The organism is Syntrophus buswellii (assembly GCF_046097065.1).
Classification (GTDB): Bacteria; Desulfobacterota; Syntrophia; order Syntrophales; family Syntrophaceae; genus Syntrophus; species Syntrophus buswellii.
The window spans coordinates 1,128,775-1,151,541 of record NZ_CP175563.1 but is presented as its reverse complement, the minus strand read 5'-3'; the positions used below and the strand labels follow the sequence as shown (position 1 = coordinate 1,151,541).

The 22,767-nt window shown below is 52.5% G+C and carries 22 protein-coding genes; 8 read left to right on the top strand and 14 right to left on the bottom strand.

Annotated features, from left to right (window positions below):
- The first annotated feature begins 10 nt into the window (after positions 1 to 10).
- Positions 11 to 2,128 (top strand): XrtA/PEP-CTERM system histidine kinase PrsK, encoded by a 2,118-nt coding sequence (gene prsK, locus ACJ77P_RS05190; RefSeq protein ID WP_408999169.1) that lies wholly within the window; start codon positions 11 to 13, stop codon positions 2,126 to 2,128.
- A gap of 34 nt (positions 2,129 to 2,162) precedes the next feature.
- A complete protein-coding gene (prsR, locus tag ACJ77P_RS05185) occupies positions 2,163 to 3,518 on the top strand; it encodes a PEP-CTERM-box response regulator transcription factor (RefSeq protein ID WP_408999168.1) in 1,356 nt (451 codons plus the stop codon).
- A 113-nt stretch (positions 3,519 to 3,631) separates the two neighbouring features.
- Here prsR and ACJ77P_RS05180 read toward each other — a convergent pair whose 3' ends face one another.
- Positions 3,632 to 4,354 (bottom strand): DUF4114 domain-containing protein, encoded by a 723-nt coding sequence (locus ACJ77P_RS05180; RefSeq protein WP_408999167.1) that lies wholly within the window; start codon positions 4,352 to 4,354, stop codon positions 3,632 to 3,634.
- 1,028 nt (positions 4,355 to 5,382) lie between these two features.
- Here ACJ77P_RS05180 and ACJ77P_RS05175 point away from each other — a divergent pair.
- Positions 5,383 to 5,979, top strand: coding sequence for a PEP-CTERM sorting domain-containing protein (locus ACJ77P_RS05175; protein WP_367361397.1), 597 nt, complete (start codon positions 5,383 to 5,385; stop codon positions 5,977 to 5,979).
- A gap of 206 nt (positions 5,980 to 6,185) precedes the next feature.
- On the opposite strand, the gene istB is transcribed toward ACJ77P_RS05175, so the two are convergent.
- Both istB and istA read right to left on the bottom strand, forming a co-directional pair.
- Entirely contained in the window at positions 6,186 to 6,959 is a 774-nt protein-coding gene (gene istB, locus ACJ77P_RS05170) for an IS21-like element helper ATPase IstB (protein ID WP_408998266.1), read from the bottom strand.
- An 11-nt stretch (positions 6,960 to 6,970) separates the two neighbouring features.
- Positions 6,971 to 8,602 carry an IS21 family transposase gene (gene istA, locus ACJ77P_RS05165; protein ID WP_408998265.1) on the bottom strand — a complete coding sequence of 544 codons (1,632 nt, stop codon included), beginning with the start codon at positions 8,600 to 8,602 and terminating at the stop codon, positions 6,971 to 6,973.
- 560 nt (positions 8,603 to 9,162) lie between these two features.
- On the opposite strand from istA, the gene ACJ77P_RS05160 reads away from it, so the two are divergent.
- Entirely contained in the window at positions 9,163 to 10,410 is a 1,248-nt protein-coding gene (locus ACJ77P_RS05160) for an ATP-binding protein (RefSeq protein WP_367361396.1), read from the top strand.
- A 52-nt stretch (positions 10,411 to 10,462) separates the two neighbouring features.
- Here the strand turns inward: ACJ77P_RS05160 and ACJ77P_RS05155 are convergent, their stop codons facing one another.
- On the bottom strand, positions 10,463 to 11,812 hold the full coding sequence (locus ACJ77P_RS05155; protein ID WP_408999166.1) for an MBL fold metallo-hydrolase: 1,350 nt from the start codon (positions 11,810 to 11,812) through the stop codon (positions 10,463 to 10,465).
- Positions 11,813 to 12,380: 568 nt separating this feature from the next.
- Here ACJ77P_RS05155 and ACJ77P_RS05150 point away from each other — a divergent pair.
- From ACJ77P_RS05150 to ACJ77P_RS05135, 4 genes are all read left to right on the top strand, one after another.
- Positions 12,381 to 13,700 carry a histidine kinase gene (locus ACJ77P_RS05150; RefSeq protein ID WP_367361394.1) on the top strand — a complete coding sequence of 440 codons (1,320 nt, stop codon included), beginning with the start codon at positions 12,381 to 12,383 and terminating at the stop codon, positions 13,698 to 13,700.
- A 14-nt stretch (positions 13,701 to 13,714) separates the two neighbouring features.
- Complete coding sequence (locus tag ACJ77P_RS05145; protein WP_367361393.1) at positions 13,715 to 14,368, top strand: response regulator transcription factor; 654 nt, start codon at positions 13,715 to 13,717, stop codon at positions 14,366 to 14,368.
- A 98-nt stretch (positions 14,369 to 14,466) separates the two neighbouring features.
- A complete protein-coding gene (locus tag ACJ77P_RS05140) occupies positions 14,467 to 15,402 on the top strand; it encodes an ABC transporter ATP-binding protein (RefSeq protein WP_408999396.1) in 936 nt (311 codons plus the stop codon).
- Between the two features lie 4 nt (positions 15,403 to 15,406).
- Positions 15,407 to 16,189 carry an ABC transporter permease gene (locus tag ACJ77P_RS05135; protein ID WP_367361392.1) on the top strand — a complete coding sequence of 261 codons (783 nt, stop codon included), beginning with the start codon at positions 15,407 to 15,409 and terminating at the stop codon, positions 16,187 to 16,189.
- Between the two features lie 48 nt (positions 16,190 to 16,237).
- Here ACJ77P_RS05135 and ACJ77P_RS05130 read toward each other — a convergent pair whose 3' ends face one another.
- The 10 genes from ACJ77P_RS05130 to ACJ77P_RS05085 all read right to left on the bottom strand — a co-directional run bounded on the left by ACJ77P_RS05130 (position 16,238) and on the right by ACJ77P_RS05085 (position 22,757).
- Entirely contained in the window at positions 16,238 to 16,606 is a 369-nt protein-coding gene (locus ACJ77P_RS05130; protein WP_367361391.1) for a YraN family protein, read from the bottom strand.
- Positions 16,607 to 16,613: 7 nt separating this feature from the next.
- Positions 16,614 to 17,240 carry a ribonuclease HII gene (locus tag ACJ77P_RS05125; protein WP_367361390.1) on the bottom strand — a complete coding sequence of 209 codons (627 nt, stop codon included), beginning with the start codon at positions 17,238 to 17,240 and terminating at the stop codon, positions 16,614 to 16,616.
- A gap of 27 nt (positions 17,241 to 17,267) precedes the next feature.
- Positions 17,268 to 17,615 (bottom strand): 50S ribosomal protein L19, encoded by a 348-nt coding sequence (rplS, locus tag ACJ77P_RS05120; RefSeq protein ID WP_367361389.1) that lies wholly within the window; start codon positions 17,613 to 17,615, stop codon positions 17,268 to 17,270.
- 119 nt (positions 17,616 to 17,734) lie between these two features.
- Positions 17,735 to 18,319 (bottom strand): RNA methyltransferase, encoded by a 585-nt coding sequence (locus tag ACJ77P_RS05115; protein ID WP_408999165.1) that lies wholly within the window; start codon positions 18,317 to 18,319, stop codon positions 17,735 to 17,737.
- Complete coding sequence (trmD, locus tag ACJ77P_RS05110; protein ID WP_367361387.1) at positions 18,316 to 19,068, bottom strand: tRNA (guanosine(37)-N1)-methyltransferase TrmD; 753 nt, start codon at positions 19,066 to 19,068, stop codon at positions 18,316 to 18,318. The genes ACJ77P_RS05115 and trmD overlap by 4 nt, the downstream gene beginning before the upstream one ends.
- Positions 19,069 to 19,079: 11 nt before the next feature.
- The gene (gene rimM, locus ACJ77P_RS05105) at positions 19,080 to 19,580 is read right to left on the bottom strand and encodes a ribosome maturation factor RimM (RefSeq protein WP_367361386.1); all 501 of its coding nucleotides are present in this window, start codon (positions 19,578 to 19,580) and stop codon (positions 19,080 to 19,082) included.
- Between the two features lie 7 nt (positions 19,581 to 19,587).
- The gene (locus ACJ77P_RS05100) at positions 19,588 to 19,818 is read right to left on the bottom strand and encodes a KH domain-containing protein (RefSeq protein WP_041585032.1); all 231 of its coding nucleotides are present in this window, start codon (positions 19,816 to 19,818) and stop codon (positions 19,588 to 19,590) included.
- A gap of 176 nt (positions 19,819 to 19,994) precedes the next feature.
- Positions 19,995 to 20,246 (bottom strand): 30S ribosomal protein S16, encoded by a 252-nt coding sequence (rpsP, locus tag ACJ77P_RS05095; RefSeq protein ID WP_367361385.1) that lies wholly within the window; start codon positions 20,244 to 20,246, stop codon positions 19,995 to 19,997.
- A gap of 76 nt (positions 20,247 to 20,322) precedes the next feature.
- Positions 20,323 to 21,657 carry a signal recognition particle protein gene (gene ffh, locus ACJ77P_RS05090; RefSeq protein WP_367361384.1) on the bottom strand — a complete coding sequence of 445 codons (1,335 nt, stop codon included), beginning with the start codon at positions 21,655 to 21,657 and terminating at the stop codon, positions 20,323 to 20,325.
- Between the two features lie 107 nt (positions 21,658 to 21,764).
- Positions 21,765 to 22,757, bottom strand: a complete 993-nt coding sequence (locus ACJ77P_RS05085) for an SPOR domain-containing protein (protein WP_367361383.1) — start codon at positions 22,755 to 22,757, stop codon at positions 21,765 to 21,767.
- Between the last annotated feature and the right edge of the window lie 10 nt (positions 22,758 to 22,767).

Here is a 22,767-nt window from a genome sequence, read left to right as displayed (position 1 = left end):
TCATTCCGACATGAATTCTGATTTTTTGATCTTTTTTGCCGGTGCGCTCTTCTGCATCCTTCTGGCGGGATTTACTGTTTTTCAGAACTGGCGGGATTTTGTAACTCGGATCTTTGCTTTGGGCATGCTGCTGCTGGCGGCCGATTCGACATTATCAGCGTTAAGCCTGTTGACAGATTCCTCATTGACCGCGCTGCGACTGCAGCATCTCCGCCTTGTTGCCGCGAGTTTCCTGCCGGGCATCTGGCTTGTATTCAGTCTCTCTTTTGCCAGGAGCAACTACAAGATATTTCTCCAGGCCTGGAAATGGCCGATTCTCTGCGTTTTTATCCTGCCTGTCATCCTGCCTACCCTCTTCGGCGGCAAATTTTTTCAACAGCCGGTGCTATTTCTATCCAGTCAAGAAATATGGATTCTGCGGCTGGGATGGTCCGGCTATCTCTATCATATCCTGTCTCTTCTCGGCGCAGTGCTGGTCCTGATCAATCTGGAAAAGACCCTTCGGACATCCGTCGGCCATATCCGCTGGCAGATTAAATTTCTCATCCTGGGCGTGGGCAGCCTTTTTGGTGTCAGGATTTTTACCGACAGCCAGGCCATCCTGTATCATACACTGGACACGTCCCTGCTGGCCGTCAACGGCATTGCCCTTCTTGTGGCCTGCCCCTTGATGCTTTTTTCTCTCTACCGATCAAAAACGCTGGCCGTTCGTTTTTATCTCTCCCATTCCTTCCTTTACGCCTCCTTCACCCTTCTTTTCATCGGCCTCTACCTGATCGCCGTCGCCCTGATCGCAAAGGCGGCGCCTTTTCTTACCGGCAGACATACCGTTCCTTCCCAGGCATTCCTCATCTTTCTTCTTTTCCTGGGTCTGGCCATCTTCCTGTTTTCCGATCGGCTTCGGCGGCGCCTGAAAAGATTTGTCAGTCTGCACTTCAGTCGCCCCTTTTACGATTACCGGAAGGAATGGCAGACCTTTACCCACACGACAGGGTCTGTTCTGGATCTTGCCCCGTTATGCCAGGCCATTGCCGGAATGGTTTCCCGCACGCTGGACGTCCTGTCCGTCAGTCTCTGGGTAACCGATGAATCAGAGAAACGACTGGTTCTTTTGGGGTCGACGGCCTTGTCAAAAAGCGACATACCGGATGCGGAATCCGCGGAAGAGGATCTTTTTCAACTGGCCAAGGCTATCAGGGAGGAAAAAATTCCCCTTGATTATGATTTCAGAAGGGATAAACAAAAAATCCTGGAGAATCTGCAAAACCGGGATCTCTGCTCGTCTTTGAAGATTGATTATGCCCTTCCGCTGGTTTCCGGAGATCAACTGGCCGGTTTGATGACCGTTGGTGAGCGCATCGGCCATGATCCCCTTTCCCTTGAAGATTTGGAGCTGCTCAGCACCCTTGCCGACCAGGCCGCCGGCAGTCTTCTGACTGTCAAACTTTCAGAGAAGATGAGAAAGGTTAAGGAGGAGGAAGCCTTCCGGACGATGTCCGCCTTTTTTATCCATGATCTTAAAAATCTGGCGTCAAAACTATCCCTGACCATGGAAAATCTTCCGGTCCATTTCGACAACGAGGAATTTAGAAACGATACGATACAGATGATGTCGCAAAGCGTTGACAAGATTAAAATCATGTGCAATCGTCTTTCGTCCCTCGGGGAAAAGATCGATCTTCAGAAGACCCAGGTGGATCTGAATGAGCTGGTGAAAACAACTCTCGCCGGGTTTAACGGCGCCTTGAAAGCGCGGGTGACTCAAGATCTGAAGCCGCTGCCGAACCTCGATGCCGATCCGGAACAGCTTCAGAAGGTTCTGGTCAATCTTCTGCTCAATGCCAATGATGCCGTTGCCTCTTCCAGCGACCCTCTTATCCAGGTTTCGTCGGGATTGCACGGGAACTGGATCGAAATTTGCTTCAGCGACAATGGTCAGGGGATGTCCAGGGAGTTTATTGAGAAGTCTCTGTTCCACCCTTTCAAGACCACCAAAAAAAGCGGCATGGGAATAGGACTCTTTCACAGTAAAATGATTGTCGAAGCTCATCGGGGAAGACTTGAAGCGGAAAGCATTGAAGGAGAAAAAACGACCTTCCGTATTCTCCTCCCCGTCACCGGCCTCTGAAAACCTCAGCAGGAGTTAAGTTTCGGAAAATCCAATGGAAAAAGACAAGCTTCTTATTGTTGAAGATGATGAAGATGTCCGCAAGCAGATGAAATGGGCGCTGAACAAGGATTATCAGGTGCTGCTGGCTGAAGACCGGTCAAGCGCCATGTCCCTGGTCAAACAGGAATCTCCTTCCGTCATCACCCTTGATCTCGGTCTCCCACCTTATCCGGCCGATACCCAGGAGGGCTTTGCCACGCTGTCGGAAATCCAGGAACATGCCAAGGCCAAAGTCATCGTCATCACCGGGCGTGTCGAAAAGGAACATGCCCTTCGCGCCATCGGCCTTGGCGCTTACGACTATTTTTACAAGCCCATCCAGATTGATGAACTCAAGGTTGTTCTGCAGCGTGCCTTCCATATTCATCGTCTTGAAGAAGAACAGCTCAATCTCCAGAAAAAACTTCAGAATGAAGATTCCTTTGAAGGAATGCTTGGGGCGAGTCCTCAGATTCAAGAGGTTTTCGCCGTCATCCGCAAGGTGGCCACAACGGATGTTTCCATTTTGATCACGGGAGAAAGCGGCACCGGCAAGGAGCTGGTCGCCCGGGCCATGCACCGGCTGAGCTCCCGAAAGGACGAACCCTTTGTCGTGATCAACTGCGGCGCGATCCCGGAAAATCTTCTGGAAAGCGAACTATTCGGCCATGAAAAAGGCGCCTTCACCGGCGCCCACATGCAGAAGAAGGGACGGGTCGAGGCAGCACAGGGCGGCACCCTGTTTCTTGATGAAATCGGTGAGCTGCCCATGGCCCTCCAGGTCAAGCTGCTCCGTTTTCTCCAGGAGCAGAAGTTCGAACGGGTTGGAGGCCGTAAGCAGATCAGCATCGATGTCCGTGTGCTGGCGGCAACCAACCGCGATCTGAAGCAAAGGATGGAAGAAGGACGCTTCAGGGAGGATTTGTATCACCGGATCAGTGTAGTCACCATCGCTCTGCCGCCCCTTAGAGAACGCGAGGGCGATATCCTGCTCCTGGCGAATGCCTTTTTGCAGAAGTTTTCTCATGAACTCAATAAAAAGGTTTCGGGATTTTCACAGCCTGCCGTCAATGCGCTGCTGAGCCATTCCTGGACGGGAAACATCCGAGAGCTGGAAAATTCCATCAAGCGCGCCGTCATTATGGCCGAGGGAAGAAAGATATCACCCGCGGATCTGGAAATAAGCGGCAATCATAACGGCAATGGAAACCTGACCCTCAAAGAAGCTCGGGAGCAGATCGAAAGAGCTCTTATCATCGAAACCCTTGCCCTCTGCAAAGACAACATCACCAAGACCTCTAAAAAGCTTGGGATCAGCCGTCCCACGCTTTATGAATTGATGGATAAACTGGGGATTTCGAAAAAATAGCTCATTAAAATTAATTATGGCTATAGTAGGCGTTTACAATAAAAAAAGACAAGAAAGGCTAAATACCTGACCCTTCTTGTCTTTAATAGAAGCGTTCCTTTTAGCGTTTAATACTACGCATCATCCCTCTTGCGGCGAGCGAATGCCAATCCCATCAAACCTGCACCAAGAAGCGTCAAGGTAGTTGGCTCAGGAACATTTGTCACCGACTCAACCATCACCACCATGTCGTTATAATCCCAATCACTTCCTGTGCTAAGATCCTCAAATGCTAAGGCGTATTCATTGTTCGTCCACAGGCCTGGCGCCCATTGACCAATCTGAATAGTATCTACATTCTTGCCTTGGAACGCCAGCATATGATCTTCTCCGTTATTCAACAAATTATCAGAATAAAATGTCTCGCCGTTCCCTGTGGTAATGTAAAATCCAAAGCGATTAGCGGCAAAATTAACACCGCTATACTCACCTTTGACATATACTTGACCAATCGTGGTAATCCCCAAGGTTACCTGACTACCCGTTGTCGCCGCCCCAGAAAATAGCTCCACTTTCTTATTCGAGTTTGACATGTCATAGACGCCAAAACCATTTTGCGCTGCCAAACCAGCCACCTCGATAATCATTGTGGATAATGAACCACCACTTCCGGTGATGCTCCAGTATGAGTCATTAGCCATCCTATCCGTCTCCACATTAACAGAGCTTTTGCCTGCAATGGGACCTACAGTAATATTGTTTAAGATTTCCTGCAGTGTGGGACTGTCTGCCATTGCAGTACTGGACAGCATCATACAAGCAATTAATGCCATCATAAGAATCCCTAGTTTTTTCACCCTCGTCTCTCCTTCCTCAACTTATTTTTTTAAAACGTTAAACCCCACTTCTTTCGGTACAGAATGTACTGCCGGCATTCTGACTCAGTACCTTACGCGACTTGATGGGGCAAGCAATGTGCCAGGCAGAAAATAGGAAAGTTATTCTCATCATTGTCAACTGGCAACAGGTTAATATTGCTTAATATTTATAGCATTTTTAATTGGGTCGACAAATTCAGATCTCAAATTGTGTGATATTAATGATTCTTTACGATTGTAAAGTTACACAACACTATTTGGAATAATTTTAACCAGCGACTGAAGAATAATAATATATACAGTACATTATGACACACCTTTAGTCTTGTGTTTATTTGTAAGATATTCCGACAATAAAAACTGTGCTATTTCATGAGATGCAAGTTTAGCACAAAAGCTTGATAATCCATCCATTTCAGGAAACAAAAAATCCAGGAAGCCTGGTAACCATCCTTGTCCAGGAAATCGCGTATCGTCTGGTAGTCGGGCGACAGAATGGATTTTCCCCGGTTTTGTCGTTAGTGCAGATGATAAATGCCTATCCATTAAGTCCTCGCTGGAAATAATCGGCAACTCCTCCTGTCCTTAAGGAGATGGTACCACAATTAAAGCTTCCAGGTGGCAGACTTGTCAATACTGACCGTCTCAGAGAACGGACAAGTGAGCTTACCACTGGTATCAGATCACGGTGAACGATGATGCAAAAACTAACTTGGTAACAGCATGTGCAAATCTGACTACCAATAAGTGGTCAGACCGCTATGAAAAGTGTAAATAAACATTACGTTTTTAAACAGAAGCAAGAACATCCATAAGTAATTAATATTTATATATTTATTTTTTATTGTGTCAGGTTAAACTTTTTTTGACACGTACAGTTTCTTTACACAATCAATTATCACGATAAGCCCTAAAAAATCATATCAATCAATCGAATCAATGACATATAATTCTGGCCCCAATCTTGATATCTGAACCGTAACAAATAAACAAGGAGGTTAGATAACGTGAAAAAAATATTATTTTGTGCGATTATTTTTACGTTAATTTGTGCAGGTACCGCAATCGCGAACCCAGTAACTGTAACCCAAATTACTTTTGGTTCGGGCAACTCGGCAAACGTAAACTTACCCAATGGCAGCGGCAATTATTATACAGAATACTATTTAACAACAAACGAATACGGTGTACTTGACGCGTTTTGCGTTGAAGCTGTGACCGCTGGGACGGGGTTGGCTGAGCTGCAGCCTGTCCCCCTTGATTTGAAAAATGCTGCTTGGGTGGCAGAACAATATTATAATGGCTGGTCATATGGTAAAGAGGAGACACAACTTATTATTTGGGAGAAATTATGGGGAACTAATTTTACGTATATTTCCGGTGCTTCTTTTGCCAATGCTGCAGCACTTGAGGCAGTCGTCTCTGGATTAACCTTTGGCGAACCAAGCTCCAATGTATCCCTTGTTCATACTCCGCCGCCCAATGGTGGTGTTAATACTCAAGACTTCTTGGTGCACCGGTCTGTTCCTGAACCGAACGTTCTAATGCTCCTTGGTTTTGGATTGCTTGGATTGACAGGACTTAGAAAAAAGTTTCAAAAGTAACGGAAGTAAACACAATCGGTTTATTACAGAAATGCAGAGTCAGAATTGGCTCTGCATTTTTTATGAACAACCTGGCTCATCGAAAATCAGCCTGGAAGGTGTTTTTTTGGTAACCCCGACGTAAACCCCGGATGGCCACTTGAAAATCCCCCACCTGTGGCCGGGTCAAAATCCCCCACCCCAAGGTCGGCAGAACAGGTGTTAAGCTAGTTATTTTTCTTTTCTAACGCAAGTCTTTTAGAAGCCTCCTTGAGCCGGTAACTCTTTCCTTCAAATTTCAGCAGATGCCCGCGGTGCAACAGACGGTCCAGAATGGCCGAAGCTGTAGCATTGTCGCCGAGGAGCTTTCCCCAGTCCTCAATCGGCCGGTTTGAAGTGATCATCGTGCTTCTTCGGTGGCGATAGCGCTCCAGAATCACATCCAGCAGATCATCAGCGGCGGCCTGCGGCAGACGTTTTTTCAGAAACAGATCATCAATCACCAAAAGATCGGCGCCGCAGAACAGCTTGAACAGCTTTTTGCGCTTTCCTGTTTGCGTGGCTTCAAAGATGTCTTCAAAGAAGCATTGCGCTTCCCGGTAGGCCACCTGATAACCGGCCTGGATCGCGGCATGCGCAACCGCTTTGGCAATGTGGCTTTTACCAGTGCCGGGGTGGCCGATCAAAAGCGCATCGGCGGCAGATTGCACAAACTTTACGCTGATCAGCTCAAGAATCTCCTGTCTGGGGAGACGGGGATTATAAGACCAGTCAAAATCCTGCATCATCTTTCGTTCATCCAGCCCGGAGCTGTGAAAACGTCGCTCAATCAATCGTGATTGCCGGCAGTCCAATTCATCTTGAACAAGCTCTGTCAGGACATCCAGAACACTCATTGATCCGTTTTGTTGTGCCTGCAGACAGCGGGCTTGAAGGGTCTGGGCCATGCCGTGCAAGTGCAACGATCGGAGGTGTTTCTCAACTTCTTCAATCGTTCTCATGATTCCTCCTTTCACTGAAGTATACGGGGATGACGACCGTTGCCGGCTGCGTGGGTTTCAAAAAAAAGCGCATAGTCCTGTGGGGAACGAATGAGACTGTGCTCCCGGGTCAATTCGTCGGAAGACTTCTCCGGGGTGGTTGCTTTGTCTAAATCCTCAACCAGCTTTCGAATGATTCTGGAGGAAGAAAGCCCCCGTTCAAGGGCCATCCGGGCAACCTGCTCAATATGAGCAGCACAATGTTTGCGGGCAAGCGCAACAATGCCCTGCATGCGGCGGTGCCCCTGCCGGCCCTCCCCTTCAAACAGTTGCTTGCACAGTTTTTCCGTAATAGGACCGATCGCCGCGGCCTGAGCCAATAAATAACACGTCTGTCGGGAAGGATTGAAGATCCGGTCTTTTTCCTCAATCACGACCATCCCCTTGCGGGTGCCTTTTGGATGCCGCCGCAAAACAGTCAGCGTTTGAGGATCAATGATTTCAATCTCGCAGTCGTAAATGCGCACCATCACTTTGGTATGCAGCCGGGCGGGCAATGCGGCGTAATAGCAGTCGTGGACCTGGATGGTGCCGTCATCCTGAACCGTGCGGGTTTCCTGGGAAAAGTAGGAGAAGCTGCTCAATGGAAGAGCCTGGAGAAACGGTTTTTCTTCCTCAAACATCTCCTGGACCTGCCGTTTCATCCGGCCGTGAATCCGTACGGAGGCCCAGCGTTCTTCCCAGTGCATAAGCCACTGGTTTTGTTCTTCGATGCTTTCAAACCGGCGGCCTTTCAGGGCTGTGTCCTGGGTGTGCTGGATCGCGTTTTCAACGCTGCCCTTGCGATCGGGATCTGCTACGCGGGCAGGATCCGCCACAACGCCGTAATGAGCCAAGACAGAGGCATAAACCGGGTTTAACCCCGGTTCATAGAGATCGGGCTTTATGACCCCCTCCTTCAAGTTATCAAGAACCACATATCGCGTAGCCCCGCCAAAATACCGGAAGGCCTCTTCATGCAGTTTGGCCCATACCACCTGACTTGATGTCCAGACAACCTTCCGGAAACAGCGGCGGGAATACTTCAGCGTCATGACAAACAATCGGGGACGGCGGTATGTGTTTGTGCCTGGTTTACGTGTGAGAGCGCCGAGACCGTAGTCCACCTGCGCCTCCTCGCCAGGTGGAAACTCCAGCCGGTCATACTGGACAGGATCTTTTCTGCGCAGTCCACGGCAAAACCGTTTCACGCTGTTGTATTTGTGCTCGAAGGCAAATCGTTCAACCAGGTCCTGATAAATGGAGACGGCATTGCGCCCCAGGCGTACCTGTTCCTCAATCCATAAACGGTGAGGATCACAGGCTGAGCGGGCATGGGCCGACATGGGATACTCATCCTCTGACGACTCAGATGCGGATACTGACGCCTCCTGAACCGGTGGCCGGGGTGGGGGATTTTGATCAACACCCTCTCCGGAGTCGATGGCCACTTCGGGGGATTTTGAGTTACCTTCGCCAATCGGCTTGTTGCTTCCCACCATACGGGCATATTTACGGATGGTTTTGCGATCCACGCGCACTTTGCGCTCGATTTCGCGCTGACTGATGCCATTGGTAAGTAATGTAATTATTGCTGCTTTCTTGTCCGGCTGCAAAACGTTCATCCTTTCTCTTCCTCCCAGGTATATAAAATGGGAGTCTGTAACGTTCTGCCAACCGTTTGTGAAGGTGCTTTTGAAAACCTGGTTTTCAGGTCTTAAAAACAACCGCTGGGTGGGGGATTTTCAAGTGGCCACAGGTGGGGGATTTTGGGTGGCCACCCGGGCGTAAACCTCCCCCTGTAGCAACAGTTCGATAGTCCCCCTTGCCTCATTCTTTTTCTTCCCTCAAGAGAAAACCTTTTTTATTACCTTGTTCTTCCTCTTGTTCTTTTGATTCCTCTGTTTATTCTGATTCCTTTGGTTGCCATTATGCGTTGCTGAAGATCCTGGCATTGGGCAGCCGTCAAATCGAGGCAGGCAAAGTGGAATCCGCCGCCGCTGTGATCCAGCGTCCACCCCCGGTTTCTCAGGACACAGGCATAATGAGCAATATTAGAAATATAAGCATTAAATATTATTAAAATTTTTTACAATCGCGAAGTGGCAAAGACTTTTGCTTGACACTGGACACAAATCACCTATGATGCATAAAAATCCAGTTTTTTATGCATCATAGGTGATTTGTGTTAAGAGATATCATTCTTGTTCAAAAAAGAGAGCTGGGAAACCGTCTTCAGGAGTCCTATTTTGAGCGGAAGCTGTCCGTTTCTCTGGATCCGGAAGATGATCGGATCAAGGTCATCACGGGGCCGCGACGAGCTGGAAAATCGTTTTATGCCGTTCATCTGATTTCAAAGACCGGTTCCTTTGGTTATGTCAATTTTGATGATGAGCGATTGACCATCACCGGAGATTACGACGAAATCATCAGCGCCGTAAACACGGTCTACAATAATCCGCGTTATCTCCTGTTTGACGAAATACAGAATCTTCCCCGTTGGGAAATGTTTGTAAATCGCTTGCAAAGACAGGATTTTCGACTTCTCATTACCGGCAGCAACGCCAACCTGCTCAGTTCGGAGCTGGCCACACATCTCACAGGACGCCACGCCAACTATGTTCTGTTTCCATTTTCTTTCGGCGAGTACCTGTCGACCTTGAACAATCAGAGAACGGAGATTGAGAAAAGAGAAGCACTGGAGACTTACGCGGAACAGGGAGGGTATCCGGAACCTCTTCTCAAGAAGATCGACCGCCGCGACTACCTGCGCACGCTTCTGCATTCCACCCTGTACAAGGACATCGTCAAGAGGTTCAGAATTCGTTCGGTGCAGGGGATCGAAGACTTGACCCTTTATTTGATGTCGAACCTTGCCCGGGAGTGTTCCTTCAATGTCCTTTCCCGAGTGACGAGATGCCGCAGTGTTCATACCGTCGATCGTTATGTTCACCATCTGCTGGAAGCGTACCTTTTTTTCCTGATTCCCCGTTTCTCCTTCAAAGTAAAAGATCAGACGGGGCGCAACAAGAAAGTCTACTGCACCGACAACGGACTGGCCGTGTCGGCAGGTTTTAGCTTCAGCGAAGACCGGGGAGCGCTTTACGAAAATCTTGTGGCGATCGCCCTGAAAAAAGAAGAAATTGCCGGAAGAATTTCCCTGTTCTCCTGGAAAAGCTCCCAGAATGAGGAAGTGGATTTTGTCGTCAAAGAAGGTTTGCACATTTCACAGTTGATTCAGGTCTGCACGGACATTTCGCATCCGAAGACCCTGAAAAGAGAAATGCGGGCGCTGATCAAGGCTTCACAGGAATTGCATTGCGATGACCTTTTGCTTCTCAATGACACGGTCGACCGGATGGAAACCTTCAAATGGCAGGATGCCGAGCGTCCGATCCGCCTGATGCCGCTGTGGCAATGGCTTGAAAAATAGGATTCCCTTTTTTTGCCCATAGGCACGTGACCTGTTTATGGACAAAAAAAAGTCACACCACCTCATACCCCCGGCTCCTCAGAACATCCCCCAAAACCTCCCTTGCCCCCGCCTCCCCATGGACCAGCTTGATGGCCTTGGGCTTCTCCGGCATCGATTCCACCCACTCGACCAATTCCTTCTGGTCCGCATGGGCCGAATATCCTCCCAGCACGTGAATTTTTGCCCGGATGGAGCGGCGCTCCCCGTCCAGTTCCACATATCCCCCGGGCTTCCCGGCATATTCCTGAATATAACGCCCCGGCGTGCCGTGGGCCTGGTAGCCCACAAAGACGATGTCGTTTCTGGGGTCTTCGATGCCTTCCTTGAGATGATCCAAAATACGCCCGCCCGTGCACATGCCGCTTCCCGCGAGAATCACCATCGGCCCCTTCGATTCCAGGAGCCTTCGGTGGTCCTTGGAGTTGGTCACGGCATAGAGGCGATCGAAATTCAGGGGATGGTCGCCCCGCCTCAATTGGGCCTTCGCCTCCCGGTCCCAGTATGCGGAAAGGCTCGACGCGATCTTCGCCAATTCAAGTCCGAGGGGCGTATCCACCATGACCGGGATGCGCTGAAGTTTTGCCAGCTGGGGGAATTTCTCCTTCAGAACGTCGTCCGTGCGGAGCCGATTCAGCTCATAGAGCAGCTCCTGGACTCTTCCCAGGGCGAAAGCCGGGATGAAGACCTTGCCGCCGTCGGAAAAGGCCCGCACCAGGGCCTGACCCAGCCGTTCAACACGGTCCGAACGGCTCTCATGGAGACGGTTTCCGTAGGTGGATTCCATGACCAGCAGATCGCAGGCCGGCGCAGGGTCGGGATCGGGAAGAATGGGCGTGTTCTTTACACCCAGGTCGCCGGAAAACAGGATGGACGACCGCGGGCTTTCCGATTCCAGGAGGACAGAGGCGGAACCCAGGATGTGCCCCGCCCGGTGGAAGGTAAAGCGGAGGCCGTTCTTCAAGGCAAAGGGCTCCCCGTATTCAAAGCCCCAACTGATCGCTTCGATCCTGCGGACCGTTGCCGATGTCTCCTCTTCCCCCCAATCGGAAAAGCTCAGGGCGTCCCGGAGCATGGGAATCAGGAGGGCCTTGGTCGGGTGGGTGGCGAGGATCTCTCCGCGGAACCCCTTGCGAACAAGCTCCGGCAGCCGCCCGATATGGTCGATATGGGCGTGGGTCAGAAGGACGCAATGGATCTGCCCGGGGCTGACCGGCCAGTTTTCCATGGACAGACCCCGGTCCTCCCCCTGCACCATTCCGCAGTCGACAAGAAAATTCTGTCCGCCGGCCTGCACCAGATGGCATGAACCGGTGACACAGTGCTCCCCACCGAGATGGGTTAACTTGAAAGGCGTAAGCATTTTCCCTGAACCTCCTGGTCCTTTTTCTCTACCATTATCTTACAATCTAAGATCAAAAAAGACCTATTGTGCGAAATATTTCTAAAATTTATCTTGATTATAAATCATTTTAGAGTACAATATTTCACCTAAGTCATGGATCTTTTGAATGTAATCAACGAGAATTAAAACCCTGTCAGTAATTTGTCGTACGCGATATGTCAGGGTTTTTCCTTACAACAGCAAGTTTGGGACCGCGAGTCCCCCTGTTTCATTTAGCACGATGGCGCCGCAATCGATTGAAGGTCGCAACGGTCTGCTGCTGAATGACCGTCAGGTCCTTGCCATCTTTTCTACCTTTTTTAACCCGTCGCTTTGACTCTACCCAATCTCCTTGCCAGAAGCGGCATTATTTTTCAGAGTTATTTCAGATATGAGTATTTTACGGCATGAATATTGACTCAGGCATGTTTAATAACTGGTTTTTCCTGGAAACACACCCGTTATTTTGAATCGGAAGAACCCGACAGGGTCGACAGCTCCACCGGACGCCCCGTAAGGCCAAATTTCAATAAACCCCGAACAAGCGATGATAAAAAATTCCCGAATATCCAAGACAGCAGCTTCAGCCGACGCCTACTCCCTGTTGTGCCTGCGCGAACCCCTGCCGAATGCGCCGCGGGAGAACAGGCTAGAGCCGTTCAGCGGATCCGCGGCGCAACTATGCGTCACAGAGAACCCCGGCATACAGGTGCCGGAAAAGTTTTTTGATTGCATGCCCATCGGCTGCATGCTCATCGATGAGGCGGCGCGCATCCTCCAGATCAACCCGGCGGGTGCTGCCCTGCTGGGCAAAGGGGACAAAGATCTTCTCCCGGGGCAGTCCTTCCTCCGCTTCGTCTCCAGGGACTCTCAGCACAATTTTTTGACGCATTTAACGGCCTGCGCTGCAGATAAAACGAATCAGGGCATCGAAATCCGGCTGAAGATTCCCAAGGCGGCATCGGTTTTCCCGATCCGTCTCGATACGGCATTCTATGAAACGTCAACCGGGAATGCCCCTCTTCTTCTCTCCGTTCTCACCGATCTTCGCGAACAGAAACAGTCGGAAGAGGCCCTGCAGCAGGAGCTGAAGAAGAATGTCTCCCAGCGGACGGCTGAACTGGCCAGCATCAACAAGGCGCTGCGGAGAAAAATCGCGGAACACCGGGAGACGCAGAAGAATATCTGCTCCGACCATGAGCAGCTCCGGGCGCTGACATCGGCCCTTATCACCACGGAGGAGCGCGAACGGCGCCGAATCGCCACGGAGCTTCACGATCACATCGGCCAGACCCTGGCGATCACGCGGATCAAGCTGGAAATGCTCCATGCCCTGGCTTCCTACAGCGGCTTCGCCGAAGCGCTTGAAGAGATACAGGGCTTCGTCAAGCAGGCCATCAAAGAAACCCGTTCCCTGATGACCAAGTTAAGCCCCCCGGTATTTCACGAACTGGGTTTGAACGCAGCGTTGGAATGGTTAATGCAATACTTTGCAGAACAACATAACCTCAGGATTATCTACAAGGGAAAAGATCATTCCGTATCCATTGATGAGGACCTTCAGATCTTTCTCCTGCAGGCGACCAGGGAACTTCTCATGAACGTTGTCAAGCATGCCGGGGTGGAAGAAGCGGAGCTCATCCTTAGAACGAACCGCAAGCAGATTAAAATTGAGGTTATCGACCACGGCGCCGGATTCGAAGTATCGAAAATCGGAACCCCCCTGGACTGGCGGGGAGGATTCGGCCTTTTCAGCATTCATGAACGGCTGAAGAATCTCGGCGGCCAGCTTCAGATCCGCTCCAAACGGGGGGAAGGAACGCATTTTACCCTCATTGCGCCCCATGGGACAAAAGAGGGTCGTTAAAGGGAGAGCTCAACATGGCAATCACCGTCATACTCGCCGATGATCACAAAATCATCAGGGACGGACTTAAAACGCTCATTGAATCCCAACCCGGGATGAAGGTCATTGCAGAGGCTGAAAACGGCAGGGAAACCATCAAACTGGCGAAGGAACTCAAGCCCAGCGTCGTGATCATGGACATTTCCATGCCGGATCTCAACGGCATCGATGCCACCAGGGAAATTGTGAACAGCATCCCCGGAGTCAAGGTCATTGCTCTCTCCATGCACTCGGATCGGCGGTTTGTTTCAGGCATGCTCTCCTCCGGCGCTTCCGGATACCTCTTGAAGGACTGCGCCTTCGAAGAGCTCGCCAAGGCCATCAAAACCGTCGTCTCCGACCATACCTACCTGAGCCCGATGATTTCAGACATCGTCGTTAAAAGCTACATCACCAAATCCAACTCCCAGGATGCGACCCAGGACAGCGCCCCGTCTTTGACGGCGCGGGAGCGCGAGATGCTGCAGCTCATGGCGGAGGGGATGACCGCCAAGGAAATTGCCTCCCATCTTTTTGTCAGCGTGAAGACCGTGGAGACTCATCGGCGGAACATCGCCCAGAAACTGAACATAAGCCGGTCGGCGGAATTGATCAAATACGCCATTCGTGAAGGCCTTGTAACCCTTTAAAAAGACGCCCTTCACATCTTTGTCTTTCCTGTTTTCCTCCGTTGCTGTATATTTCAAGCATATCCGATCAGCCGTCCACCAGTGATTTTATTGTGAGTATGGATACCCGGACCGTTTCCCCTTCCCCACCGATTCTCGAGGCGTTCCATCTGCGGAAGAGCTATGGCTCCTTCACCGCTGTGGACGATGTGTCCTTTGCCGTTCCGGCCGGGCAATGCTTCGGCATCCTGGGGCCAAATGGCGCCGGCAAGACAACGGCCATCCGCATGCTCTACGGCTTTTCCCCCATGACCGGGGGCGCGCTGCGGATCTTCGGAATGGATGTGCGGGACAATCTGCGCTCCATCAAAGCCCGAATCGGCGTCTGCCAGCAGGAGAACAACCTGGACCCCGATCTGACGGTTTTTCAGAACATGGAGATCTTCGCCGGCTACTTCAATCTGCCCCGGCCGCTTGCCCGGGAGAGGGCCGAGAAGCTTCTCTCCTTTGTCGCGCTGAAGAACCGGCGGGATGACAAGGTGATGGAGCTTTCCGGAGGAATGATGCGCCGCCTGGTCCTTGCAAGGGCCTTGATCAACGACCCCGACCTTCTGATTCTCGATGAGCCCACAACGGGCCTCGATCCCCAGTCGCGGCACTCCGTCTGGCAGCAGCTGGAAGAGCTGAAAAAAGGCGGGCTGACCATTCTCCTCACCACTCACTACATGGACGAGGCCTCACGGCTGTGCGACCGGCTGATGATCATGGACAGGGGGCGCATCCTCGTGGAGGGAATCCCTTCAGATTTGATAAGGACCTACGTCGGGCATAATGTCATTGAAGTGGCCGAACCGGAGCCCGCACTCCTGGATTTCGTGGCAGAAAAGGGGTTGGCATACGAAAATCTCGGGCTTCGCGTGATGATCTACGGAGAAAACAGGAATACGCTCTATCAGGAAATCTCTTCCCGCTGCAGCAACGACGGCTGCATTCTGCGCATGGCCACCCTGGAGGATGTCTTCCTGAAGCTGACGGGCAGAGAGCTGAGGGATTAAGCCCATGAGAGCCTGCAACATCACCCGGCGCTTCTGGAAAGTGTGGTATCGGAACCTCGTAGTCAACCGACAGAATTGGAAGGTGAGCTTTCTCCCTCCCCTGCTGGAGCCTCTTTTTTACCTCCTCGCCTTTGGAGTGGGCCTCAGCAGCCTCGTCGGCAGAATCGACTACGGCGGCTCGCAGGTGACCTATGTCCAGTTTATCGCCCCGGCGCTTCTGGCCATCAACATCATGAACAACGCATTCTTCGAAAATACCTACAGTTCCTATGTCCGAATGTACTACCAGAAAACGTTCGACGCCATGATGGCCACCCCGCTGACCCTTGAAGAGATCATCACCGGAGAAATTTTCTGGGGAGCGACGAAATCCTTTCTGGCCACCCTCATCATGCTTTCCGTCATCAGCCTCTTCGGCCTGGTCAGCTATCCTTCCGCCCTGCTGATCCTTCCCCTCTCCTTTCTCGGCGGCATCGCCTTCGGATCGCTGGGCATGGTTTTCACGGGCAAGGTCAAAACCATCGACCTCTTCAATCTCCCGATCTTTCTCTTCATTACCCCCATGTACCTCTTCAGCGGGACGTTTTTCCCCCTGGAGGCCCTGCCCTCGTGGGCCCGTCTTCTGGCCTACACCCTGCCCCTGACCCACCTGGTCGACATGACCCGCTCCCTCGGTGCCGGCCGATTGGACGCCTCCCTGCTCTGGGGGCTCCTCTATCTTTCCCTGTTCTGCGCCGTCTTTTTCCCTCTTGCCGTCACCGCCATGCACAAGCGGCTGATAGCATGAGCCGCGAACAGGCCCCGGCACACGTCAAAGGCCTCCACCGGGAAACGGCTATCGCCCGTAGGCCAGTTCGAAGGCGTCCTTGATCAGTTCAATGGAGGTTTTTTCCGGCCGCAGGAGGATGGCGACCACATCAAAGCGCACGCTGGCGGGATCCAGTCGACGGCTCTGGAGGTAGTAAAGGGAGATCTTGGAGATCCGCCGCTGCTTTCCGGGACCGACGGCAAGCTGGGGCAGGCCGTAGTTTTCGGAACGCCGGCTTTTTACTTCCACGAAGACGAGGGTATCGCCCTCCAGCGCGATCAGGTCGATTTCACCGAGGGGGCAGCGGTAATTCCGCTCCACGATGCGGTATCCGGCTGCTTCCAGGTAGGCCGCCGCCATGTCTTCGCCGATTTTTCCCGTTGAAAGATTCCCCATGGCCGCATCAGTCAAAAAGATCGGCGGTCTGCAGAAGGGGTTGTTTTGGAGGGGTTGTTTTGAACGATCTCCGGTGGATTTTGCAGGGACCGTGGGCAAGGATGGCCGCTCGATGCTCCTTCGTCCCGTAGCCCTTGTTTTTCAGGAAGTTGTACTGGGGAAACTGCCGGTGATAAATCTCCATGATCTGATCCCGCGAGACTTTGGCGATGATCGAAGCGGAGGCAATGGAGACACTCAGCGTGTCTCCTTTCACAATGGTCTTCTGGGAGATGTCGAGAGGAACGCGGTGAAGCCCGTCGACGAGAAGATAATCGGGCGGCAGGAAAAGGTCTTCCACCGCTTCCGCCATTGCCAGGAGGGTTGCCCGGAGGATGTTGATTTCATCGATCCGGTGGGGCTCAACCACGCCGACCCCCACGGCCAGGGCCTCTTTTTTGATCACCCCGTAAAGCCGCTCCCGTTTCTTCGCTGAGAGCCTCTTGGAATCCGTGATTTCTGAATGGCAATATCCAAGGGGAAGAATCACCGCGGCAGCGACAACCGGGCCTGCCAGAGGCCCCCTGCCCGCTTCATCAATTCCGGCAATGACCCGATAGCCGTTCTGATAAGCTTCCTGCTCGAAATGGTTCATCCCCGATGTTCAAGTTTTAGAAAAGGATCAGACTTTCCTCAGCTCTTTAATCCGCGCCTTCTTGCCCTGGAGACCTCTCAGGTAATAAAGACGGGCCCTGCGCACGCGCCCGCGGGTGACCACATCGATCCGGTCGATCGAGGGGGAATGGATGAGAAACGTTTTCTCCACACCGATCCCATAGGAAATCTTTCTTACCGTAAAATTGGCGTTTGACAGACCGCCCTTTTTGCGGATGACGACCCCTTCAAAAGCCTGGATTCGCTGCTTCTGACCTTCAATAATGCGGACATAGACGCGGATCGTATCCCCGGGCCGAAAATCGGGAATATCTCCGCGCATCTGCTCTCTTTCCAACATATCGATTACTTCCATTAGGATCTTTCCTCCTTGATTCTTATCCTTGTTTTTTCAATCTCCCTGCCCGTACGGACCCGGCGCCCGATTCGCATTCCGGCGCCTTGTTATCATTTTTGATCCTTCCCGTCCACATATTATCGTCCCCACAACCGGTCCAGCACAATGGAGACGGCGGAGCGCACGGAAAGGTGATTATAGTCCGAAACCCCTTTCACCGCCGCAAGGCGGTAATCGGCGCGATCCAGAACTTCCGCTGCGAGCCCCCACCCGGTGCCGAAAACGAGGGCATAAGCATCCTCTTCGCGCAACATCATGTCCCTGAGCGTTTCGCAGGAAAGGGCATTATTTGACAGACCGGCACCCGTAACCACCAGGCGGACCCTTTTTCCCGACCGGCGGGCCATGTCCTCCAGAGCGTCGTCCAGGGCCGTCTTCACATCGACCCGCTGAAAGGCTTCCCGTCTCGAGGGATTGAACTCGGCCCCATAGCCTTCCTGCCAGTGGGCAAGGATCTTCTCCACCAGCCTGACCTGAGCCGCCAGCGGCGTTACAATATAATAGCGCTGAACGCCATATGTCCTGGCGGCCCGCGCTATGTCATGCACATCCATGTTGGCGACGGCGGTTGTTACCACATCGCCGTTTTTATTGCAAACGGGGAAATGCAGGAGAACCAGGTAATAGGGAGGCGGATAGCCTGCCCTGGCCTCTCCGGTCAACGGTCGCCACCTTCCGGATCGCCCTGCATCACTTCACGGAGAAGCTTCCGGTCTTCCTCCGTCAGATCCAATTTTTCAATCAGGTCCGGTCTGCGCAGCCAGGTCCGCTTCAGCGCCTCTTTCCGGCGCCACGAAGTAATCAGCTTGTGATGACCCGACAGAAGGACTTCCGGGACGCCCCACCCCCGATATTCACTCGGCCGGGTGTATTGGGGATATTCCAAAAGTCCGAAAGAAAGAGAATCCGCCGACGCCGATTCGGCATTTCCCAGAACGCCGGGAACAAGGCGCGAAACGGCATCCACAAGGACCATGGCCGGCAGCTCTCCGCCGGTCAATACATAATCCCCGATGGAGATTTCCCGGTTGGCGAGCTTCGTCCGGATCCTCTCATCGACCCCTTCATAGTGCCCGCAGAGAAGGACGATGCGGGAATGTGCTGAAAGCTCTTCCGCAACGCCTTGATTGAAGACCTGCCCCTGGGGGGTTAACAGGATGATCGGAACCGCTTCTCGATCCGCGCCGATCTCCCGGAGGGCTTTATCGACGGGCTCAACCTTCATCAACATTCCACCGCCGCCTCCGTAAGGGGCATCGTCCGTCATCCGGTGGCGGTCCTCCGTGTAGTCGCGGATATTGTGCAGGCGGATTTGAACCAGCCCCTTCTCCTGCGCCTTCTTCAGAAGGCTGGAGCCGAAGGGGGAATCAAACATCTCAGGAAAGGTGGAAAGAATATCGAACCGGATCACGGGACTCTTTCCTAAAGCCCTTTCAGCAGCCGCACGACCATTTCCTGCTTCTCAAGATCAATCTTCAGAATCACCTCTGAAATCGCAGGCAGAAGAATTTCCCGCTCCCCTCCGCTGCAGACGTAGACGTCGTTGCTTCCCGTAGCAAAGATGCTGTCGATGGAGCCCAGGCGGGTTCCCTCTTCCGTCAGAACGCTCAGGCCGATCAGATCACGCCAGTAATACTCGTCCGCCGCCAGCTGGGCATGCGCATCCTCCGGGATCAAAACCCGGCTTCCCACGAGATTCCGGGCGTCCTCGATGGTATTGACCGTTTCAAGCTCCAGGAAGAAAAAGGTCACGCGAGGTTCGATTCTTCTAACCGCATAGGTTGTAGCTTCGCCGTCCCCCCTGCCGATCAGGACCTCGCGCAGGGAGGAAAGGTCTTCCTCTGCGCCGGCATAGGATTTAACCTTCATGCGACCCTTCAAACCATGAACTTTTACAATTTTTCCAATTTCAAAGAACTTCATTAAAAAGTTACTCTATGATCTCCAGGACGGCCCGCTTGCGCAGCTTGGTCGAGGCCGCGCTCAGAATCGTTCTCATTGCCTTTGCGGTTCTGCCTTGTTTGCCGATCACCTTACCCAGGTCTTCCTTTGCCACTCGAAGTTCGATCACAGATGTCTGTTCACCGACAACCTCGGAAACCTCGACTGCATCGGTGTTGTCTACCAACGCTTGAGCAATGTACTTGATCAAATCTTTCATCGTCGTAACCTCCACGGAATCATCCTCAATAAAACCTTCTGTAGATATCGACTTTTTACGGCATCCCCTTCCAGCACAACGTTCTTTCTAACAGACAAATCGAAGCCGCGAGGGACGGAATCTTCCCGGCGGATCGCTTTTTCACCTTTCAAGGATTCAAAGATCCGTTTCGGCTGCTACGCCCCGACTTTGATCCCTTTTTTCTGAAGGAGCTGAGAAACCGTCAGCGTCGGTTTTGCTCCCTTGGAAAGCCACTCCTGGAGTCTGCTTTCCTGGATATTCACTTCGGCAGGATCCTTTCCCGGATCGTAATTGCCGACAATTTCCAGAAACCTTCCATCACGGGGGGATTCGGAATCAGATATCACAATTCTGTAAAACGGTTTCTTCTTTGCCCCCATACGCGCTAATCTTATTTTGACTGCCATTCTCTTTGCTAAATACCTCCCGATGATATAATTTTAGAATGATTATGCACTATTTTGTAACACAGCTTTTGCTTTTTTAAAAGCGGAAATTGCCTCGGCGCAGCGCTTTCATGCCGCCCTTGGAGGTGAAACGCTTCATCATCTTCTTGATTTCAGCATAATTTTTCAGAAGCTGATTGACGTCCTGGACGGAAGTGCCGCTGCCCAAGGCAATCCGCTTTCTTCTTCGCCCATCGATGATCAGATAATTGTTGCGCTCCTTTTTGGTCATGGAATCTATGATGGCGACGATCTTGAACAGTTCCCTCTCGTCCGGCGCAGCCTGCTTCAGGGATTTTATCTTGCTGAAGCCGGGGATCATCCCGAGGATGTCCTGAAGAGAGCCCATTTTCTTAATCTGCAGCAGCTGCTCCTTGAAATCCTCAAGGGTGAACTCATTCTTCCGGATTCTCTGCTCCAGCTCACGGGCCTTTTTCTCGTCAACCACCGTCTGGGCTTTTTCAACAAGGCTGAGAATATCGCCCATCCCCAGGATGCGTGAGGCCATGCGCTCCGGGTGAAAGACCTCCAGGGCGTCGATTTTCTCCCCCACCCCCACATACTTCAGGGGCTTGCCGATGACCGCCTTGAGCGACAGGGCCGCACCGCCGCGGGCATCACCGTCCATCTTGGTCATGATGACGCCGTCGATTCCCAGCAGCTCGTTGAATTTAGCGGCGACGTTGACGGCATCCTGGCCGGTCATGGCATCGGCGACAAAGAGGATTTCCGAAGGATTCACGGCGCTTTTAATCTGCTTGAGCTCCTCCATCATTTCGGTGTCGATGTGCAGGCGGCCGGCGGTGTCCAGGATCAGGACCTCGTAGCCCCTCCGCTTCGCCTCCTCAACGGCCTCGACGCAGATCTTTACGGGACTCTGGCTGCTGTCGGCACGGATGACCGGGGCGCCGATCTTCTCCCCCATCACCCTCAACTGCTCCATGGCTGCAGGGCGGTACACGTCGGCGGAGACCAGGCCGACCCTCTTGCCGCTTTTGGCGAGAACACGAGCCAGCTTTACGGACGTGGTCGTCTTCCCGCATCCCTGAAGTCCGACGAGCATGATCGGCGCGGGAAACCGGTGGCCGAATTTCAGCTGGCTGCTCGTCCCCCCCAGGAGCTCGACCAGCCGGTCATGCACTATCTTCACGATCTGCTGGCCGGGTGTGATGCTGTCCAGGACATCCTGTCCGACCGCCCTGGAACGGACATCCTCGATAAAATCCTTCACGACTTTAAAGTTGACATCCGCCTCCAGCAGGGCCATGCGGATTTCCTTCAGGGCCTCCTTGACGTTTTCCTCATCGAGGCGCCCCCGTCCCTTCAGTCTTTTAAATACCCCTTCGAGTTTTTCCGCTAAGTTTTCAAACATAAAGAAATTCCCCACTCCTGATCTGCAGAGTGCCGGGTCCGCATCCCCTTACCTTCTGTCGATTTCGTTTATTCCAGGATCCCCGGAATGAAAGACGAGTCTTCCGCCTATTTCTTTTTCACGGGGCTGGACGGCTCCGCCGCTTTTGCCTCCCCCTCCGGGCGGATAAATCCCCTGGAGCCCGTGCTCTTTGCCGCGTTCGTTACGGCTTCGGCTGCTTTTTCCCGGCTCGGAAAACCGCCGATCGTCAGCCGGTACCATTTTCCCTGACCCGGCAACTCCATGGGAGCGACTCTCGGGGCATAGCCCAGGGCCTTCATTTTTGCGGCAACCTGGTCTGCTTTCGCTTTATCCCGGTAAGACCCGACCTGGACCATGAAGGTCTGCGTGGCCGGCTTGATTTCCTTTTTGACCTGGCTCCTGTCGGCCGCGATGATTTTCTCTATTTTCCCATCGGCCTTCTTTTCAGCGGCGACCGCCTTCTCCGGTTTCGGTTCGGCCTTCTTTACCTCCGGGGGGGCTTTTGCTTCCCGAACTTTTTCGGGAACGGCCTTGACGACGGCTTTCTCTTCCGTTCTTTGCTGAGATGAAACCTCTGCCTTTCTTGGGACAGGAGGCGCTGTCTTTTCCTCTTTTTTCACTTCCGCCGGCTTACTCGCCGCCGGAGAACCTGCCGCCGGAGCGGGTGGAGCCGCGGTAGCAGCCGCCTTCTGTTCCGGAACAACGGCCGGCGTCCCGGGGACCGCCTCGACGGCCCCATTCCCGGAGGGCTGTTTCCTCAGGTTGTTGCTCTTTTTCGACAGCGTGTCGTAAAAGGAAAGGTCATATTCAGACTTCTCGCTCGGCAGATTCTCTTTTCCAGCCTCACGAACCGCGATGACGGTCCTGTCGCTCTTCCGCGGGCAGGGCTTAGCTGTGGTTTCCCCTATCTTGTTCAACATCCCCCAGGAGTATTTCTCCGGGTTGACATCCATGTCCTTCCCCACCTTGATCCCGAACAGAAAAGACGAAAACAGCAGCAGGGACATGGCGAAGACAAAGAGGGTAAGTCCCCACTTTCCCAGTCGAAACTCAAAACGTTTGATATTGTCGGCAGCCATGTTTCACCAA

Bases quoted from the DNA above. Each gene is read 5' to 3' on its own strand.
- prsK (WP_408999169.1), top strand. From the start codon at position 11: ATGAATTCTGATTTTTTGATCTTTTTTGCCGGTGCGCTCTTCTGCATC.
- prsR (WP_408999168.1), top strand. From the start codon at position 2,163: ATGGAAAAAGACAAGCTTCTTATTGTTGAAGATGATGAAGATGTCCGC.
- istB (WP_408998266.1), bottom strand. From the start codon at position 6,959: ATGAGAACGATTGAAGAAGTTGAGAAACACCTCCGATCGTTGCACTTG.
- istA (WP_408998265.1), bottom strand. From the start codon at position 8,602: ATGAACGTTTTGCAGCCGGACAAGAAAGCAGCAATAATTACATTACTT.
- ACJ77P_RS05155 (WP_408999166.1), bottom strand. From the start codon at position 11,812: ATGCTTACGCCTTTCAAGTTAACCCATCTCGGTGGGGAGCACTGTGTC.
- ACJ77P_RS05150 (WP_367361394.1), top strand. From the start codon at position 12,381: ATGATAAAAAATTCCCGAATATCCAAGACAGCAGCTTCAGCCGACGCC.
- ACJ77P_RS05145 (WP_367361393.1), top strand. From the start codon at position 13,715: ATGGCAATCACCGTCATACTCGCCGATGATCACAAAATCATCAGGGAC.
- ACJ77P_RS05140 (WP_408999396.1), top strand. From the start codon at position 14,467: ATGGATACCCGGACCGTTTCCCCTTCCCCACCGATTCTCGAGGCGTTC.
- ACJ77P_RS05135 (WP_367361392.1), top strand. From the start codon at position 15,407: ATGAGAGCCTGCAACATCACCCGGCGCTTCTGGAAAGTGTGGTATCGG.
- ACJ77P_RS05130 (WP_367361391.1), bottom strand. From the start codon at position 16,606: ATGGGGAATCTTTCAACGGGAAAAATCGGCGAAGACATGGCGGCGGCC.
- ACJ77P_RS05125 (WP_367361390.1), bottom strand. From the start codon at position 17,240: ATGAACCATTTCGAGCAGGAAGCTTATCAGAACGGCTATCGGGTCATT.
- rplS (WP_367361389.1), bottom strand. From the start codon at position 17,615: ATGGAAGTAATCGATATGTTGGAAAGAGAGCAGATGCGCGGAGATATT.
- rimM (WP_367361386.1), bottom strand. From the start codon at position 19,580: ATGAAGTTCTTTGAAATTGGAAAAATTGTAAAAGTTCATGGTTTGAAG.
- ACJ77P_RS05100 (WP_041585032.1), bottom strand. From the start codon at position 19,818: ATGAAAGATTTGATCAAGTACATTGCTCAAGCGTTGGTAGACAACACC.
- rpsP (WP_367361385.1), bottom strand. From the start codon at position 20,246: ATGGCAGTCAAAATAAGATTAGCGCGTATGGGGGCAAAGAAGAAACCG.
- ffh (WP_367361384.1), bottom strand. From the start codon at position 21,657: ATGTTTGAAAACTTAGCGGAAAAACTCGAAGGGGTATTTAAAAGACTG.
- ACJ77P_RS05085 (WP_367361383.1), bottom strand. From the start codon at position 22,757: ATGGCTGCCGACAATATCAAACGTTTTGAGTTTCGACTGGGAAAGTGG.